This is a genomic window from Stenotrophomonas sp. AB1(2024) (genome assembly GCF_037482345.1).
GTDB lineage: Bacteria > Pseudomonadota > Gammaproteobacteria > Xanthomonadales > Xanthomonadaceae > Stenotrophomonas.
Genome location: NZ_JBBHKO020000002.1, coordinates 119460 through 137519, shown reverse-complemented (window position 1 = coordinate 137519; position 18060 = coordinate 119460). Strand labels below are relative to the sequence as shown.

The following is an 18060-nucleotide window of genomic DNA, read 5'->3' as shown; positions in this document are numbered from 1 at the left end:
GGCAGGGAATGGGCGGAAAGGACGTCGCGTAAAGCAGCGGACCAGCAGTCCGCTCTACCCCCGTGTCGGGATTCCGGGTAGTCAGGCGCGGGTCAGCGCAATCCAGCGGTAGCCTACGTATACGCCGCCCGCGACAACCGGCACCAGGCTCAGCCACGGCGGCAGTTTGAGCATGAAGAACATCACGCTGCCGGCGGCGAGGGCCAGGACTGACAGGCTGATTACCCAGGCGTTGAACACAGCAGTATCTGCCGCATCCTGGCCCCAGGCGTTCTGTGCCCGATTGTTCGCGGCGCGCTGCCGGCGAAGCACCCAGATGTCGGTAACGAAATCGACAATGCCTTCCAACAGCTCACCGATGAAGCCAGACATGGTCGATCCTTGGACGGCAGGCTGAATGCGCCGATCTTCAAGGCAATGTCCTGGGCCGTCAAGGGCCCCACCGGAGCAGGGATGCACTCACCTGCCCCGGGCCTCCCCCGCCGTTGTTTCAGGGGCTGTCGCGGCGAATGCCCAGCGCGACCGCTTCGGTATAGGAGATTCTCAGCAGGTCGCCCCGCTTCACGCTGGGCAGCTTTGCGCGCAGGTCTTCGCGTTCGACGGCGATGAGCTGGGTGTTTCCGCTCGGCCCTCTGAGGGCAATGGTGTTGGCTACCGGGTCCACGGCCACCACTTCGGTGACGATGTTGACGGTGTTGGACCTGGCCCCGCCCGGGGTGGCGCCCCTGACCGGAACGGTGCCGGCCTGCGAGGTGGTCACGCCCACTTCGCCGCTGCCGGCCGGTTGCAGATCCAGCGCGACGGCTGCCCGGTAATCGAGGGTTACATTGTCGCCCACCTTCAACTGGTTGAAGTTGCGCACGTCGGGGCCGGCCACGAAGGACAGGCTGCTGCCATCGGCGCCGGTGACCGTCACCGCACGACTACTCTTGTCGAGGGCGGTGATCTGGCCCTGTAATGTCACCCCGGCGGACGCGGCGGTGACCGGGCCAGGCAGCGACCGGGCCGGCGGCGGCGACTCTGTTTGAGCCGAGGGGGTGCTTTGGCACCCGCCGGTGGCGAGCGCAACGACGATGAGCGTGACGGAAGACGACAGGGCGAGGATGCGCATGGAAATCTCCAGAACGGGGGCCGGGCGGCGGATGCCTACCTATTGCATCAGCTGCCCTACCCCTGCGCGCCCGTACAACTACTGTGCGCCACCCAGAAAACATACGGTTTCTGGGCTTGAACTCAGCTCCTGCGCATGAGGATCATCTTCTCCTGCGACATGTCCCGCATGGTGTACGGAATGCCGCCGGTGCCGTAGCCCGATTCCCTGCGGCCCGCGAACGGCATCCAGTCGGTGCGGAAGGCGGTGGGGTCGTTGATCATCACCGCCGAAGCATCCAGGCGGTTGGCCGCGCGCATGGCAACATCGATATCCTGGGCGAAGATGCTGGCCTGGAACGCGGTGGGCAGGGCGTTGGCACGGGCAATGGCCTCGTCAAGCTCGGCATAGCGATATACCGCCACCACCGGGCCGAAAATCTCCTGCGTGGTGATGCGTGCATCGTTGGCCGGGTTGAGCAGCACGGTGGGCTGCAGGGTGGTCTCGGAGAGGCGTTTGCCGCCGGTGGCGAGCTGCGCGCCGCCCTTCACCGCTTCGTCGATCCATTCGGCCACCCGGTCTGCCTCACGCGGCTGGATCAGCGGACCCACTTCGGTGTCTTTCAGGGTGGGGTCGCCGGTACGCAGCGTCTCGACGCGGGCGATGAGTTCCTGGGTGAAGTCTTCGGCGATGTCGTTGTGCACGAAAATACGCTGGGTGGAAACGCAGACCTGTCCGGCATGGTAATAACCGCCCTTGACGATGGGCTCGATGATCCTGGCCAGGTCCGCGCTGCGGTCCACGATGGCCGGCGCAACGCCGCCATGCTCCAGCGCCGAGCGTGCGCCGTGTGCGAGCTTGGCATGCAGCGACCAGCCCACCCGGGCCGAGCCGATGAAGCTCAGGAAACCGACGCGCTTGTCGGTGGCCAGTGCTTCGGCCAAGGCGTTGCCTTCCGGAACGAAACTCTGGCACCAGGGCTCCGGCAGGCCGGCCTCGTGGACCATCGCCACGAACTCAAGGCACGACAGCGGCGTGGTGGAGGCCGGCTTGATGATGACCGGGCAGCCGACCGCGATGGCTGGCGCAACCTGGTGGACGATGAGGTTCAACGGGTGGTTGAACGCCGAGATGGCGGCAACGATGCCGATGGGCTCGCGGGTGGTGAACGCCCAGCGGTTCTCGGCCGCCGCCGACAGGCCCATCGGAATTTCGCGGCCGGCGAAGTTGCGCAGCTCGTCTGCGGCGTTGTGCACGCCGTCGATGGCGCGGTTGGTTTCGATGATGGCATCGGGCAGCGGCTTGCCGCCTTCACGTGCGATCTGCATGGCGAGGTGGTCGCGCCGGGCTTCCATCAATGCAGCCAGCTTGCGCAGGATGGCGATGCGCTGGTGCGGCTTGAGCCAGCCGTCGCGGTCCTTGAACACCCGCCCGGCGGCGCTGAGCTTGCGCTCCAGTGCGGTGGCATCGTCGAAGGGGATTTCCTGGATGGGGGTGCGGTCGAAGGCTTGTACTACGGTCAACATCGGGGATTCCTTGTAGTGGGCGTCAACGGCACCGCTCACGCACAACCCACGTCGGGTGTGCGGTTGCGCAGTTCGTCGACCAGTACGCGGGTGTTTTCGGAATAATCGATGGGCACATCCAGCAGGTGAACGCCACCGCCGGCGAAGGCGGCCTCGATCATGGGCACCAGTTCATCTATCGCCGTTACCCGGCTGCCCTTGGCGCCATAGGCTTCTGCGTAGCGTACGAAATCGGGGTTGCCAAAGCGCATGCCGAAATCCTCGAAGCCATCCACCGCCTGCTTCCAGCGGATCATGCCGTAGGCGCTGTCGTTGAGGATGATCACCACCAGGTTCAGGCCCAGCCGCACGGCGGTTTCCATTTCCTGCGAGTTCATCATGAAGCCGCCATCGCCGCAGACCGCCAGCACGCGGCGCTCTGGATACAGCATCGAGGCCATCATGGCCGATGGGAGCCCTGCCCCCATCGTTGCCAGCGCGTTGTCGAGCAGCAGCGTGTTGGCCACATGCGTGCGGTAATTGCGGGCGAACCAGATCTTGTACATGCCGTTGTCCAGGCAGACGATGCCGTCTTCGGGCATGGCCTCGCGCACGTCATGCACCAGCCGCTGCGGGGTAACCGGGAAGCGGTCTTCCTCGGCGCGGTCGTTGAGGCGGGAGAGGATCTTCTGACGCAGGTCGACCATGCCCTGGTCTTCCGCGAGCTTGCCTTCCAGCCGCTCGGCCAGGCCATCGACGGCAGCGCCGATGTCACCAATCACCTCGATATCCGGGTGGTAGACCTGTTCGACCGTGGCGGACTGGAAGCCGACATGGATGACCTTGGGCCCGCCCTTGCCCTTCATCAGGAACGGCGGCTTTTCGACCGTGTCATGGCCGATGGCGATGATCAGGTCCGCGCGCGCCACGGCCTCGTGGACATAGTCGCCTTCGGAAAGTGCGGCCGTGCCCATGTACAGGTTGGAACCGCCGGTAACGGCGCCCTTGCCCATCTGGGTGTTGAAGAACGGCAGCCGGGTGCGGGCTACGAAGGTGGAGAGCGGTTCGGTCAGCCACGGCCGGCTGCAGGCCGCGCCGATCATCACCAACGGGCGCTTGGCGGCCAGGATCGCTTCTGCTGCCCGGTCGAGCGCGGCGGCGTGGGCAATGGGGCGCTCCAACGGGTGGACCGGAACGACCGGAACGTCTTCCACTTCCTCGCCGGCGATATCCTCCGGCAGCTCCAGGTGGACCGGGCCAGGCCGCTCTTCCATGGCCACACGGAAAGCGTCGCGCACGGTGGCGGGAATCGCCGCAGCGCTGACGATCTGGCGGGTCATTTTCGTGAGCGGCTTCATCGACGCCACGATGTCCACGATCTGGAAGCGGGCCTGCTTGGCACTCATTACCGCCTTCTGGCCGGTGATGAGGATCATCGGCCAGGCGCCCAGGTGGGCGTAGGCGGCACCGGTGGAGAAGTTCAGTGCGCCAGGGCCGAGGGTAGCCAGGCAGACGCCGGGCCTGCCGGTGAGGCGACCGTGGGTGGCGGCCATGAATGCCGCGGCTTGTTCGTGCCGGGTGAGCACCAGTTCGATGCTGGAGTTTCGAAGCGATTCCAGGAAATCGAGGTTCTCCTCGCCCGGTACGCCGAAGATGCGGTCGACGCCCTCGTTTTCGAGTGCGGCGACCAGTAGGTCTGAGCCCTTGGGCATTGCGTCGATCCTTGCGGTGATGAACTACGGAGAGTTCGGTGCCATGGGGAAACGTAGTGTGGATCGACTATACGCCCGGGGCTGTGTAAGGCCGTATGAACCGTGGCACCACCCGGCAGGACGGTGCGGTCCATGGCTGGGGGCTTGTGTTGGCGCGAACGGCGGCAGGCTGACCGTCTGCCCTATCCAAGAAGCCACGTTCAATCACTGTGCACAGATCGAACAGGTCACGCGCCGTAGCTTGCTGTCCTCGGTGGTACATCTTCTTCGCGATGATCTCCGCACGGTGCCGCCTCCAAATGTCCAGAACGGATCACCAGCTCCGCCTACCGCCTTGAGTTCCTGCATAAGCAACATGGCGTTCGCAAAGAGTGACTTCCATGGCCCATCGGGCAGTGCGGCAACCTCCCCTCGTGGTTCGGGCGCCGCGTTGAAGGGTTGCCCCGCCCGGTCAGTTGCCCGGGCCGCGGCCTACCGGCAAATCCAGCACGGGCCTGCCCTGCTCGTCCCAGTGGACCGGCTGCACGCGCGGCGAGCGCTTCGCCGTGCAGCCCATGTCGGGGCCCAGGTTGGCGTGGTAGATGATCCACGGGGTGCCATCGCTCATCCGGAAGAATCCGTTGTGGCCCGGGGCGTACACATTGCCTGCCGGGTTCTTGGCAAGGATGGGTTGGTTGGCCTTGGACCAGGCTTTTGCATCCAGCGGATTGGCCCCCGCCCCGGCGTGCAGCAGGCCAATGGCATAACCATCGGACCAGCAGGCGCTTCCTGAGTAGGTCAGGAACAAATCGCCCTTTGGGCCCTGCAGGAACTCCGGGCCTTCCAGGATCTGGCGGCCGCCTTGCCGTTCCCATGCCTGGTCGGGGCGCGCGATGATCGTTTCGTCACCAGTGAGCGTCCATGGATTGGACATGGCCACGATGGCCAGCACGCTGTCCGGGCCGACATACGGCGAATAGACGAAGTAGCGCTTGCCGTTGGTGGTGAATGTGGTGCCATCGATGCCGGGGTGCGCGGTGGCCAGGTGGCCCCGGTCGTGCCATTCGCCCTTGGTGGGATCGGCACCGCTGTTCTCCAGCACGAACACGCCGCGATGCGCGTCTTCCTGCCCTTCGGCGGCGCCGCTGGCGGCGGCTGTGTAGTAGATGTACCACTTGCCATCGATGCGGTGCAGTTCGGGGGCCCAGATCGACCTGGCATTCGGTCCTGTTGCCGGCGGACGCCACACAGTGACTTCCTCGGCCTCGGCAAGTCTGGACAGCTCCGTGGTGGCACGAATCGCCAGGCGATCGCCGTGGGTGCCCATGTAATAGAAGACCTGCCCTTCCTTGGTGATCCAAGGATCCGGGCCCGAGTCCAGCAGCGGATTGTCCTTCGCCGGATCGAGGGCGGATGCGCCTGCCGATGCCTGCATAAGCGCCGCAACCACCAGCGCACCAAGCGTGCCGTTCACCATGTTCCCCTCCCGTGGGATGCCGCGCTGGCGGGCTTGCCAGCGCCGCGCAACCAAACCATATAATCAGACAATAGGCAACCGCCACCCATTACGTCCAAGGATCCGCCATGCCGCAGCACGACATCGACAGCATCATTGGCATCAACTGGGGCAGCTCGAACCTGCGGGCCTACCTGCTCGGGGCGGATGGCCGGATGCTGGATTCGCACGAGGCGCCCGCCGGGGTGGCAATGTTGCAACGGGAGGGCATGGCGGCCGCCGCCGACGAGATCCGTGTGCGCTGGCCCAACGCGGGAAGCGCGTACGCCGCCGGCATGATTGGCTCCAACGTGGGCTGGGTGGATGCGGGCTACGTGGACTGTCCGGCGGGTGTGGAAACGGTGGCGCAGAGCCTGGTGCCAACCCGCATCGGCACACTGGACGTGAGCATCGTGCCGGGCATGGCGTGCGTGCGCGCTGTCGATGGCGCGCCGGATGTACTTCGCGGCGAGGAAACCGAGCTGCTGGGTCTGCTCAGCGGCGGCAACGTAGGCCCCGACGCCCTCGTGGCCCTGCCCGGCACGCACACGAAATGGATCCAGCTGAACAACGGTCGCGTGGAGAGCTTCATGACCTCGATGTCGGGCGAGCTGTTCGACCGTCTGGCCAGCGGCGGCCTGCTCGCCTCTGTACTGGAGGGCCCGGGAGCGCCCGGGCCGGCCTTCGCACAAGGCGTGCGCACGGCAGCAAATGGCATGCTCGGGCTCGGTGCCCTGCTCTTCGGGGTGCGGGCTCGCATGATTCGCGGTGCCCTGCCCCGCGACCAGACCAGTTCCTACCTGCGCGGCCTGCTGGCGGGTGCGGAAATTGCCGATGCATTGGCCCTGTTCCCTGCGCTGCGAAGCGCTTCGGTGCCATTGGTGGGCTCTGGCCCGGTCACGCGCCTCTACCAGGCAGCGTTGGCCGAACTGGGCATCGAAGCGCACGCGATTGCATCAGCAGAAGCGGTAATACGCGGCTTTTCAGCCATCCACATCATGGCCGGCACTGCTCGCTGACCCACTGGCCCACGACCCTTGCTGCGTCGCAACGTGCCTATTGTCTGATTATATGTTTTTGTACGCTCCACGACATCGAGAGGGGTCTTGAGCAATGCGTGTTGGCAAGGGGAAAACTGCAGGGTTGATGGGCGTACTGGCGCTTTCCGCAGTGGCTGCAGCGGCTGCCCAGGAGCGCACCGTGGTGGGCAGGACCGCCGACGGGACGCAGGTGGAATCGATCCTGCTGCGCGATGGCACGGGCATGCAGGCCCGGGTGCTGACACTCGGCGCGGCACTGCACTCGCTGGAAGTGCCTGACCGCGATGGCAAGTACGCCGACGTGCTGCTGGGCGACAAGGATCTTCAGGCCACGCTGGACAAGCCGCAGTACTTCGGCACCATCGTCGGCCGCTTTGCCAACCGTATTGCCAAGGGCCGTTTCACGCTGGATGGCAAGACCTACCAGGTACCGGTCAACAACGGCGTCAACAGCCTGCACGGTGGCACCCGCGGCTTCGACAAGGTGGTCTGGAAGATCGTGGAAGCCACGCCCGACCATGCCACGCTGCGGCACGTAAGCCCGGATGGCGACATGGGCTTCCCCGGCACGCTGACCGTGACCGCCACCTATGCGCTGAAAGGCAATGGCCGGCTGGAGATCGACTACAGCGCCACCACCGATGCACCCACCATCGTCAACCTGAGCAACCACGCCTACTGGAATCTTTCCGGCGAGGGCTCCGGCTCGGCGATGGAACATGAGCTCACCATTCCGGCCAGCGCCTATACGCCGGTGGATGCGACCTTGATTCCGACCGGAGTGCTGCAGCCGGTGGAAGGAACGGCGTTCGATTTCCGCAAGGCCAAGCCCATCGACCGCGACCTGCGCCGGGGCGATGAACCGCAGTTGCTGCACGGCCAGGGCTATGACCACAACTGGGTGATCAGCAAGGCGCCGGTGCGTGAGCTGCGCGAAGTGGCGCGCGTGCACGATCCGCGCTCGGGCCGGGTGATGACGCTGCTGTCCACCCAGCCGGGCCTGCAGTTCTATTCGGGCAATTTCCTGGATGGCAGCACGGTGGGCAAGAGTGGCCGCGTGTACCGCCAGGGCGATGCCATCGCGCTGGAACCCCAGCTGTTCCCGGACACGCCCAACCAGCCGGCCTTCGGCTCGGCGCGGCTGGCGCCGGGTGAGACCTATCTGAACCGGATCGTCTACGACTTCTCTACGGACCGCGACGCCAGACCGCGACGCTGATCCCGCGCACCGCGCACCCGCCGGTCACCGTACCGGCACCGCTACCACCACGTAATGCCCGCCTCCCGGTTCACGCCAGGACGGGCAGTTCATGACCCAAGGAGATGCATCCCATGCGAAAGTGGCTTTCCCCCTTGCTGGCGACGTTGCTCGCCGTGGCGCCGATGGCGCATGCGAACGAAAGTGCGCGCTGGACACCGGCCGAAGCCGACGCATGGTATGCGAAGCAGGAATGGCTGGTCGGCGCCAACTACACCACCTCCAACGCGATCAACCAGCTGGAGATGTTCCAGGCTGAAACCTTCGACCCGGAAGCGATCGACCGCGAACTGCGCTGGGCGCACGAACAGTTCGGCATGAACACCATGCGCGTGTACCTGCACGACCTGCTGTGGCAGCAGGACCCGCAGGGCTTCATCAAGCGCGTGGATACGTTCCTGAGCATCGCTGAAAAGCACGGCATCCGCCCGATGCTGGTGCTGTTCGACAGCTGCTGGGACCCGGATCCGGTGCTGGGCCCGCAGCACCGTCCGATTCCCGGCGTGCACAATTCCGGCTGGGTGCAGAGCCCGAGCCGCCACATGCTGGTGGACCCGGCCAATGACAAGCATTTCCGCGACTACGTGGAAGGCGTGGTCGGCGCGTTCGCCAACGACAAGCGCGTGCTGGCCTGGGACCTGTGGAACGAGCCGGACAACCCCGGCGGCGGCAACTACATGGACAGGCAGCTGAAGGGCGAGCAGGAACGCATTGCCGAACTTCTGCCGCAGATCTTCGATTGGGCCCGCTCGAAGAAGCCCACCCAGCCGCTCACCAGTGGCGTGTGGATCGGCGATGACTGGTCGCCGGGCGCAGCTTCGCTCACCTCGATCCAGCGCACCCAGCTGGAGCGCTCGGACGTGATCACCTTCCACAACTACGAACAGCCCGAAGCGTTCGTGGCCCGCATCGCCCAGCTGCGCAAGTACGGCCGCCCGCTGATCTGCACCGAGTGGCTGGCGCGCGGTGCCGGCTCCAACGTGGACACCATCCTGCCGATCGCCCGCCGCGAGAACATCGGCATGATCAATTGGGGCTTCGTCGACGGTGCCATCCAGACCCGCTTCCCGTGGGACAGCTGGCAGCGCCCGTACACGATGGAGCCGCCCACCATGTGGTTCCACGACCTGCTCAAGGCCGATGGCACCCCGTACCGGGCCCGCGAGGCGGAGCTGTTCCGCAAGCTCGCCAGGACCCCGCGCACCTCCGTTCCCGCCTTCTGATACCCATCCGTCCGCCATCGCCCGATGGCGGACCACCCACCGCGCTCGCTTTCCGGAATCCGGAGATACCGCCATGAACCGTCGCTCTTCCCGCACCCTGCTTTCCCTGGCCATCCTGTCCGCCCTTGCCCTGCCCGTCATAGCGCAGGCGCAGGATGCCGGTGCGGCGAATGCGGCCACCCCCGACCCGGCCGCGCAACCCACGGCCGTTGACCTGGATACGGTCACCGTGACCGCACTGCGCCAGAGCCTGCAGACCGCACAGACGATCAAGCAGGAAGCGGCGATGGTGGTCGATTCCATCGTGGCCGAAGACATCGGCAAGCTGCCCGACAACAGCGTGGCCGATGCGCTGCAGCGCGTGACCGGCGTGCAGATCGCCCAGGGCAACCAGGGCGAAACCACCGGCGTGGTGATCCGCGGCCTGCCCAATGTGATCAGCACGCTCAATGGCCGCGAGATCTTCAGCAGCTCCGGCCGTGGCTTTGCGTTCCAGAACCTGCCGGCCACCGCGATCAAGAGCCTGAACGTGTACAAGAGCAGCGAGGCCAGCCTGCCGCTGGGCGGCATCGCCGGCCTGGTGGACATCCAGCTGCGCCGCCCGCTGGATTTCGAAGGGGCGCAGGTTGCCGGCACCGTGACTGGCACCCACAGCAAGTACACCGGCGATATCGACCCCTCCGCCAGCCTGCTGCTGAGCGACCGCTGGGACACCGACGCCGGTGAAATCGGCGCGTTGGTCAACTTCGGCTACATCGGCAAGCGCTATGCGTACGATGCGGTGTGGGGCGATTTCCCGAAGGTGCTGGAGAACCCGGACGGTACGCCGATGCGTACCGATGACGGCAACCTGATTGCAGCGCCGAACGGCTGGGGCACCAACTACAACCACGGCGACCGCAAGCGCAGTTCGTTCAATTACGCATTGCAGTGGAAGCCGACCGAGAACACCGAGGTGTATGTCGAAGGGCTGTACGACTATGTGCGCGACGACTACGACCAGGCCTTCCTCTTCAGCTTCCCGGTCGGCGTGGTACCGCCCACCGGGCTGCAGGTGGGCAGCAACTGCTACCCGAACCAGCTGGACGGCCCGCTGGCCGGGCAGACCATCTGCGACGCCACCAGCGGCTCGTGGACCGGCGATACCTATGCCGCCAGCAGTACCCAGGCGCACAAGCAGCGCGGCCAGGACATACAGAACGCGCTGGGCTTCAAGTGGAACGGCGACCGGCTGCACCTGTCCACCGAGGTGACGCGTACCTCCGGCTATTACCGCGATGAGAACTTCATCATCGATACGTTCATGCGCGGGCCCATCACCACCGTATGGGATGGCACGGCAGGCAAGCACCAGAACTGGTACCTGGCCGGCGACCCGGCCATGGACCCGTCGCGCTTCTACCTCAACGGCCTGTTCCAGACGTGGGGCGAATCGCGCGGTGAAGAGAACAGCTGGCGCGGTGATGGCAAGTTCGATTTCCTCGACGGCCCCATCGCTTTCCTGCAGTTCGGGCTGCGTTATGCAGACCGCAGTGCCAGCGCCAAGGGCAGCGTGGAAATCAGCACCCCGCCGCCGGGCGGTGCCGGCACCGGCAACATCACCGCCAACCCGAACCCGGCCAACCAGGTGGTGGGCCTGTTCCCGGCCAACAGCTTCTTCTGCACCAAGCGGGGCAACTCGGCGCTGAGCCAGTCTTTCCTCACCCCCTGCTACGACTACCTGATCGACAATGCGGACGAGCTGCGTGCCTTCTACGGCCTGCCCGACGGCCTGGCGCCGGAGAACCCGGGCCGCTTCTTCGATATCCAGGAGCGCAAATCGGCCGGCTACGTGCAGGCCAAGTACGATTTCGATGTGTTCGGTCTGCGCGTGGACGGCCTGCTGGGCGTGCGCGCGGAGAAGGTCAAGCGTGAGCTCAATGCATTCTCCTTCGATGCCAGCACCGGGGTGTACAGCGCCATCACCCGCAACACGCAGGACACCAACACCCTGCCCAATGCGAGCATGAACCTGCACTTCAACGACGAATGGCAGCTGCGCCTGCTGGCCGCCAAGACATTGAGCTACCCGGACTTCGGCGCGTTGAACCCCTCCATTTCCCTCAACCCGGGCACCGTGAACCGTGCCGGCGTGGCCAGCAGCGGCAACCCGGACCTGAGCCCGATCGAGTCGACCAACTACGACCTGTCGCTGGAGTGGTACTTCTCGCCGGTGGGGTACGCCAGCGCCGGTGTGTTCTACCGCGATATCGACGGCTACATCCAGAACTACATCACCAATGTGGTCATCGCCGGGGAAGACTATGAGCTGTCCTCGCCGCAGAGCGCCGGCAGCGGCCACCTGCAGGGCGTGGAGCTGGCCTACCAGCAGACCTTCGACTTCCTGCCCGGTGCGTGGGGCGGTCTGGGCGCGCAGTTCAACTACACCTACATCGACGGCGACACAAAATCGCCGGAGTTCATCGGCGGCCCGATCATTTCCCGCCCGCTGCAGAACGTATCGAAGAACAACTACAACGCAGTGCTGTTCTACGAGAACTTCGGCCTGTCCGCGCGCCTGGCCTACGGCTACCGCAGCCGCTACATCGACTTCTTCACCCAGCCCACGGTGGCCGGTACCGAAGACCAGGTGGAACCGGCCAGCTCGCTGGACTTCTCGATCAGCTATGACGTCACCCCCCGCGCCACCGTGGTGTTCTCGGCCACCAACCTGCTGGGCAACAACCTGCACCAGTACTGGGGCAGCGGCGATACGCGGCCGCGCGACATCCGCTACCAGGACAAGACCGTGGCCATGGGCTTCCGGTTCAAGCTGTGATGATGACCTCCCCCATGTCAATGCACACCACCCTGCCGCAGCCCTTTTGTCGGATAATAGGAGTGACCGCAGTCTGCGGAGCACCAAGCCAAAGGGACGCCTGTGAAACGGATCGAGGTACGCAACCTTTACGACCAAGTCACCCAGGAGATCGGGCAGCGCATCATCAGTGGCACGATCAAGCCGGGCGAGTACCTGCCCAAGGAAGAGCTGTTGGCGCAGACCTTGTCGGTGAGCCGGTCGGCACTGCGCGAGGGGCTGAAGGTGCTGGGCTCCAAGGGGCTGATCGAAACGAAGCAGAAAACCGGTTCGCGGGTGCGCGAACCCCGGTTCTGGAAGCAGCTGGACAGCGACATCCTGGCGTGGCGCTGCGCGTTGATGCCCACCCAGGACTTCGTGGACAAGCTGGTGGAAATGCGCGAAGTGATCGAACCTGCGGCAGCCGCCTCGGCAGCGCAGCGGCGTTCGCCCGCGCAGCTGGCCAAGATCAAGGCGGCGTACCAGGCGATGGCCGACGCGCCCGACCAGGACGCGTGGGCCAAGGCGGATCTCTCCTTCCACGAGAGCCTGCTGGAAGCCACCAACAACGAGCTGCTGGGGTCGTTGTTCTCGGTGATCGACGCGGCGCTGGGCACGTTCTTCCTGCTCTCGGCGCAGACCGCCAAGGACTTCAAGTACTCGCTGCCACGGCACTTCGACGTGTACGACGCGATCCGGCTGAAACAGCCGGAAGCGGCGCGCTCGGCCATGCTGGACATGATTGCCGATTCCCGCGCCAACCTGAAGGGAATCCGCGCCCCACGCAAACCCACTCGCTGAAGGATTCGCCATGAGCACCGCCTGGATGCAACCCCTCCCATTGGTTGCCATCCTGCGCGGGCTCACCCCGCAGGAGGCGCCCGCCATTGGTGCCGCATTGGCCGATGCCGGCTTCCATATCCTGGAAGTGCCGTTGAACTCTCCGCAGCCGCTGGAGAGCATTGAGCTGTTGACCAAACAGCTGGGCGACCGCTGCCTTATCGGTGCGGGCACCGTGCTTACCACCGCCCAGGTGGATGACGTATCGAACGCTGGCGGCCGTCTGATCGTGATGCCGCATGCCGACGTTGAGGTCATTGCCGCCGCGCACGCCAAAGGCATGCGCTGCACCCCCGGTGTAGCCACGCCCACCGAAGCGTTCGCCGCGCTGCGTGCCGGTGCCGACGCACTGAAGCTGTTCCCTGCCGAACAGCTGCCGCCGCCGGTGCTGAAGGCCTGGTCCAGCGTGCTGCCCGCCGGCACGGCGCTGCTGCCCGTGGGCGGCATTACCCCCGAACGCATGGCGGCCTACCGCCAGATGGGTGCGGCGGGCTTCGGCATCGGCTCCGCGCTCTACGCACCCAAGACCCCCGCAGCGGAAGTGGCGCGCCGTGCGCGCGCGTTCATCGACGCCTGGAACAGCTCCAACACGGACCCCCACGCATGAAAATCACTGCCATCACCACCTATCTGGTGCCCCCGCGCTGGCTGTTTGTCCGTATCGACACCGACGCCGGTATCAGCGGCTGGGGCGAACCCATCGTGGAGGGCCGCGCGCATACCGTAGCGGCCGCGGTGGAGGAACTGTCGGACTACCTCATCGGCAAGGATCCCCGGCACATCGAGGATCACTGGAACGTGCTCTATCGCGGTGGCTTCTATCGTGGCGGCCCGATCCTGATGAGCGCGCTTGCCGGGATCGACCAGGCGCTGTGGGACATCCATGGCAAGGCGCTGGGCGTGCCGGTGCACGCGCTGCTGGGTGGCCCGGTGCGCGAGCGCATCCGGGTGTATTCGTGGATCGGTGGCGACCGCCCGGCCGACACTGCCCGCGCGGCCAGCGAAGCGGTGGCACGGGGCTTCACTGCGGTAAAGATGAATGCCACCGAGGAAGTACAGTTCGTCGATACGCATGACAAGGTCACGCGGGTGCTGGAAAACGTGCAGGCCGTGCGCGATGCGGTAGGCCCGGACATTGGCCTGGCGGTGGACTTCCACGGCCGGGTGCACAAGCCGATGGCGAAAGTGTTGATGCGTGAGTTGGCCCCGTTCGGGCTGATGTTCATTGAAGAACCGGTGTTGTCCGAACACCTGGAGGCGATTCCGGAACTGGCGGCCCTCTCCCCCGCCCCGATCGCGCTGGGTGAACGCCTGTACTCCAGGTTCGATTTCAAGCGGGTACTGCAGGCAGGCGGCGTGGACATCCTGCAGCCCGATCCTTCGCATTCCGGCGGCATCACCGAAACCCGCAAGATCGCGGCCATGGCCGAGGCGTATGACGTGGCCATCGCCCTGCACTGCCCACTGGGGCCGATTGCATTGGCCGCCAACCTGCAGCTGGATGCGGTGTGCTACAACGCCTTCATCCAGGAGCAGAGCCTGGGCATCCACTACAACGCCAGCAACGACCTGCTCGATTATCTGGTGGACCGTTCGCCGTTCGATTACAAGGAAGGCTTCGTCAAGATTCCCGATGGCCCCGGGTTGGGCATCGAGATCAACCAGGCCTATGTGGACGAGCGTGCTGCGGAAGGTCACCGCTGGCGCAACCCCATCTGGCGTCACGCCGATGGCAGTGTGGCCGAGTGGTGAGCGCGATGATGCCCATGACCCGTTACCCCAGTTTGAACGGCCGCGCGGTGTTGGTCACCGGCGGCGCCACCGGCATCGGTGCCGCCTTCGTGGAGCATTTCGCCCGGCAAGGTGCGAAGGTGGTGTTCCTGGACATCGACGACAGCGGCGCGCAGGCACTGCTGGACACCCTGCACGATGTCGAGCCCGCGCCGCGCTATCTGCGCTGCGACGTCACGGATATCGCCGCCTTCCAGGCCACCATCGCCGAAGCGCGGCAACTGGTGGGGCCGTTTTCGGTGCTGGTCAACAACGCGGCCAACGATGCGCGCCACGCGCTGGCCGACACGGATGTGGCTGATTTCGAACGCAGCGTTGCGGTCAATCTGCGCCACCAGTACTTTGCGATCCAGGCCGTGGCACCGGACATGCGCGCGTTGGGCGGCGGTTCCATCATCTGCCTGGGCTCGACCGGCTGGATGATCAAGAACAGCGGCTATCCGCTGTATGCCATGGCCAAATCCGCCGTGCACGGGCTGGTCAACGGCCTGGCGCGCGAGTTGGGGCACGACAGCATCCGCATCAATGCGCTGGTGCCCGGCTGGGTGATCACCGAAAAGCAGCAACGGCTGTGGCTGGATGCCGAAGGCGAAGCGCAGCTGCGGCGCTCGCAATGTCTGCCTGGTTATCTGCGTGCGGACGACCTTGCCCGCGCAGCGCTGTTCCTGGCCGCCGACGACAGCCGGATGTGTACGGGGCAGGATTTCATTGTTGACGGAGGCTGGGTGTGACCGGCCCGGTGAGCGTGGCGGTGCCCGCAGGCAACACACTGGGCGAAGGGGTGCTGTGGTGCGACCGCGAGCAGGTGGTGTACTGGACCGACATCGCGCAGTCCTGCCTGTGGCGGTACCGCCCGCAGGACGGTGCGGTGGCGCGCTGGCCGATGCCGGAGCGGCTTGCGGCGTTGGCGCTGTGCGAAGCAGACGGCTGGCTGCTGCTGGCCCTGGCCACGCGCCTGGCCTTCTTCCACCCCGAGCGCAACGAATTCCGCGACCTGCATGCGCTGGCGGACACGGTAGCGCCGGCCGTTGGCCGGCCCTTGGGATCTTCGGCACCCCGTGGAGCCGGCCAACGGCCGGCGCTACCGGAATTGCGCGCAAACGATGGCGCATGCGACCGCCAGGGGCGATTTGTATTTGGCCTGCTTCATGAACCTGCCGAGGGCTCGAAGCAGGCAGTAGCGCCCTTCCTTCGCCTCAACACCGACCTCTCACTGGAAATCCTGCCGCTACCAACCGTAGCCATTTCCAACAGCATCGCCTTCAGCCCGGCTGGCGACACGATGTACTTCTGTGACTCGCTGCAGAAGCAGATCCTGCGATGCGATTACGGCAATACGCTCGGCCCAGTCCAGCTTTTCGCAGATCTGCGTGCCGACGCCGGCGAGCCCGATGGCAGCGCCGTCGATGCCGAAGGCGGCGTCTGGAACGCCCGCTGGGGCGATGCCCGTGTGGTGCGCTACCTGCCCGATGGCCGGGAGGATCGCTCGATTGCCCTGCCCGTCAGCCAACCCACCCGCCCCGCCTTCGGCGGTGCACAACACCGCACGCTGTTCATTACCAGCGCGCACGACGGCCTGGATGCAGCGGCGCGTACGCAGGACCCGCTTGCAGGGCATCTGCTTGCCATCAACGTCGCCGGCATCGCCGGCCTTCCCGAAGCCCGGTTCGCCGGCGACCCCAACAGCTTGCCGCCCCGCGCACTGCGTGGGACTTCCGCGGAGATTCCATGAGCCTTTCCACCCTTGATATCAGCATCGTGCTGGCCTACCTGGCGGGCATCTTCATCCTTGCGCAGTGGGTGTCGCGCGAGAAGGCGGGCCAGCAGAAATCGGCACAGGATTACTTCCTGGCCAGCCGCAGCCTGCCGTGGTGGGCCATCGGCGCCTCGCTGATCGCCGCCAACATCTCGGCCGAACAGATCATCGGCATGTCCGGTTCGGGCTATGCCATCGGCCTGGCCATCGCGTCCTATGAGTGGATGGCGGCGATCACCCTGCTGATCGTGGGCAAGTGGTTCCTGCCGATCTTCCTGCGCAATGGCATCACCACCATGCCGCAGTTCCTGCAGGAACGGTACGGCAATCGGATCCGCACGGTGATGGCGGTGTTCTGGCTGGGCCTGTACGTGTTCGTCAACCTCACCTCGATCCTGTGGCTGGGTTCGATTGCCATTGCCGGTGTTGCCGGGCTCAACCAGGATGTGGCGCTGGTGCTGCTGGGTGCGTTCGCGCTGGCCTACCAGCTGTATGGCGGCCTGAAGGCGGTGGCGCTGACCGACATCGTGCAGGTGTGCCTGCTGGTGCTGGGCGGGTTGTTGGTAACCGTAATCACACTCAGCAAGATCGGCGATGGCAGCGTCAGCGATGGTTTCATGCAGCTCTGGCAGCAGCACCCGGAGCGGTTCGAGATGATCCTCAGCAAGGACAACCCGTTCTACAAGGACCTGCCGGGCCTGTCGGTACTGCTGGGCGGCATGTGGATCGCCAACCTCAGCTACTGGGGCTTCAACCAGTACATCATCCAGCGGGCGCTGGCCGCCAAGAACCTGCGCGAGGCGCAGAAGGGCGTGGTGTTCGCTGCGTTCCTGAAGCTGCTTATCCCGGCCATCGTGGTGCTGCCGGGCATTGCCGCGGTGATGCTCGCGCCGAACCTGGAGCGTCCGGATGAGGCTTACCCGACCATGCTGGCGCTCCTGCCGAGCGGCATCCTTGGCCTGGTGTTCGCCGCGCTGATCGCCGCCATCGTGGCGTCGCTGGCCTCGAAGATCAACTCGGTGGCCACCATCTTCACCCTGGACTTCTACGCCAAGCGCGCACCCGATGCATCACAGGCCAAGCTGGTACGGGTGGGCCGGATCGCGGCCTCCATCGCCATCATCGTGGCCGTGCTGACCGCACGCCCGCTGCTGGGTGGCTTCGACCAGGGCTTCCAGTACATCCAGGAATTCACCGGCTTCTTCACCCCGGGCATCGTGGTGATCTTCCTGCTGGGCCTGTTCTGGAAGCGTTCCAATGAAGCAGGCGCACTGGCTGCCGCCGTGGGGTCGTTCGTGCTGTCGCTGGTGTTCAAGCTGCTGTGGCCGTCGTTGCCGTTCCTGGATCGGATGGGGGTGGTGTTCCTGGCGACGCTGGTGCTGGCGGTAGGCATTTCCCTGGCAACCCGCGCTACCGGCGACCGCGACCGCATCCGCACCGACGATGTGGTGTATGCCACTGCCCCATCGTTCAATGCCGCCTCGCTGGCCGTGCTGGCGATCCTGGTGGCCCTGTACGCAACCTACTGGTGATGG

The 18060-nt window shown here is 65.5% G+C and carries 15 protein-coding genes; 10 read left to right on the top strand and 5 right to left on the bottom strand.

The features are described 5' to 3' along the window. Positions 1–81: 81 nt before the first annotated feature. From WIX41_RS17190 to WIX41_RS17170, 5 genes are all read right to left on the bottom strand, one after another. Positions 82–372: a hypothetical protein gene (locus WIX41_RS17190; RefSeq protein ID WP_339449740.1), complete on the bottom strand. Its 291-nt coding sequence runs from the start codon at positions 370–372 to the stop codon at positions 82–84. 118 nt (positions 373–490) lie between these two features. Continuing rightward, entirely contained in the window at positions 491–1111 is a 621-nt protein-coding gene (locus WIX41_RS17185) for a hypothetical protein (RefSeq protein ID WP_339449738.1), read from the bottom strand. 122 nt (positions 1112–1233) lie between these two features. Continuing rightward, positions 1234–2616 (bottom strand): aldehyde dehydrogenase family protein, encoded by a 1383-nt coding sequence (locus tag WIX41_RS17180; protein WP_339449736.1) that lies wholly within the window; start codon positions 2614–2616, stop codon positions 1234–1236. A gap of 35 nt (positions 2617–2651) precedes the next feature. Then, a complete protein-coding gene (locus tag WIX41_RS17175; protein WP_339449734.1) occupies positions 2652–4307 on the bottom strand; it encodes an acetolactate synthase large subunit in 1656 nt (551 codons plus the stop codon). A gap of 451 nt (positions 4308–4758) precedes the next feature. Beyond that, positions 4759–5760 (bottom strand): glycoside hydrolase family 43 protein, encoded by a 1002-nt coding sequence (locus WIX41_RS17170; protein ID WP_339449732.1) that lies wholly within the window; start codon positions 5758–5760, stop codon positions 4759–4761. A gap of 110 nt (positions 5761–5870) precedes the next feature. Between WIX41_RS17170 and WIX41_RS17165 the strand changes: the two genes are divergently transcribed. The 10 genes from WIX41_RS17165 to WIX41_RS17120 all read left to right on the top strand — a co-directional run bounded on the left by WIX41_RS17165 (position 5871) and on the right by WIX41_RS17120 (position 18057). Further along, entirely contained in the window at positions 5871–6800 is a 930-nt protein-coding gene (locus tag WIX41_RS17165) for a 2-dehydro-3-deoxygalactonokinase (protein WP_339449730.1), read from the top strand. A 94-nt stretch (positions 6801–6894) separates the two neighbouring features. Beyond that, the gene (locus tag WIX41_RS17160; protein WP_339449729.1) at positions 6895–8040 is read left to right on the top strand and encodes an aldose epimerase family protein; all 1146 of its coding nucleotides are present in this window, start codon (positions 6895–6897) and stop codon (positions 8038–8040) included. Between the two features lie 113 nt (positions 8041–8153). Continuing rightward, positions 8154–9302, top strand: coding sequence for a cellulase family glycosylhydrolase (locus WIX41_RS17155; protein WP_339449727.1), 1149 nt, complete (start codon positions 8154–8156; stop codon positions 9300–9302). A gap of 73 nt (positions 9303–9375) precedes the next feature. Continuing rightward, the gene (locus tag WIX41_RS17150) at positions 9376–12120 is read left to right on the top strand and encodes a TonB-dependent receptor (RefSeq protein ID WP_339449725.1); all 2745 of its coding nucleotides are present in this window, start codon (positions 9376–9378) and stop codon (positions 12118–12120) included. Between the two features lie 102 nt (positions 12121–12222). Beyond that, positions 12223–12939 (top strand): FadR/GntR family transcriptional regulator, encoded by a 717-nt coding sequence (locus WIX41_RS17145; protein WP_339449723.1) that lies wholly within the window; start codon positions 12223–12225, stop codon positions 12937–12939. Positions 12940–12949: 10 nt separating this feature from the next. Further along, on the top strand, positions 12950–13585 hold the full coding sequence (locus tag WIX41_RS17140; RefSeq protein ID WP_339449721.1) for a 2-dehydro-3-deoxy-6-phosphogalactonate aldolase: 636 nt from the start codon (positions 12950–12952) through the stop codon (positions 13583–13585). Beyond that, complete coding sequence (dgoD, locus tag WIX41_RS17135) at positions 13582–14730, top strand: galactonate dehydratase (protein ID WP_339449719.1); 1149 nt, start codon at positions 13582–13584, stop codon at positions 14728–14730. Before WIX41_RS17140 ends, dgoD begins: the two co-directional genes overlap by 4 nt. Before the next feature lie 5 nt (positions 14731–14735). Beyond that, positions 14736–15500: an SDR family NAD(P)-dependent oxidoreductase gene (locus WIX41_RS17130; protein ID WP_409187525.1), complete on the top strand. Its 765-nt coding sequence runs from the start codon at positions 14736–14738 to the stop codon at positions 15498–15500. Then, positions 15497–16501, top strand: coding sequence for an SMP-30/gluconolactonase/LRE family protein (locus WIX41_RS17125; protein WP_339449715.1), 1005 nt, complete (start codon positions 15497–15499; stop codon positions 16499–16501). Before WIX41_RS17130 ends, WIX41_RS17125 begins: the two co-directional genes overlap by 4 nt. Next, a complete protein-coding gene (locus tag WIX41_RS17120; RefSeq protein WP_339449713.1) occupies positions 16498–18057 on the top strand; it encodes a sodium/sugar symporter in 1560 nt (519 codons plus the stop codon). The genes WIX41_RS17125 and WIX41_RS17120 overlap by 4 nt, the downstream gene beginning before the upstream one ends. Positions 18058–18060: the final 3 nt, after the last annotated feature.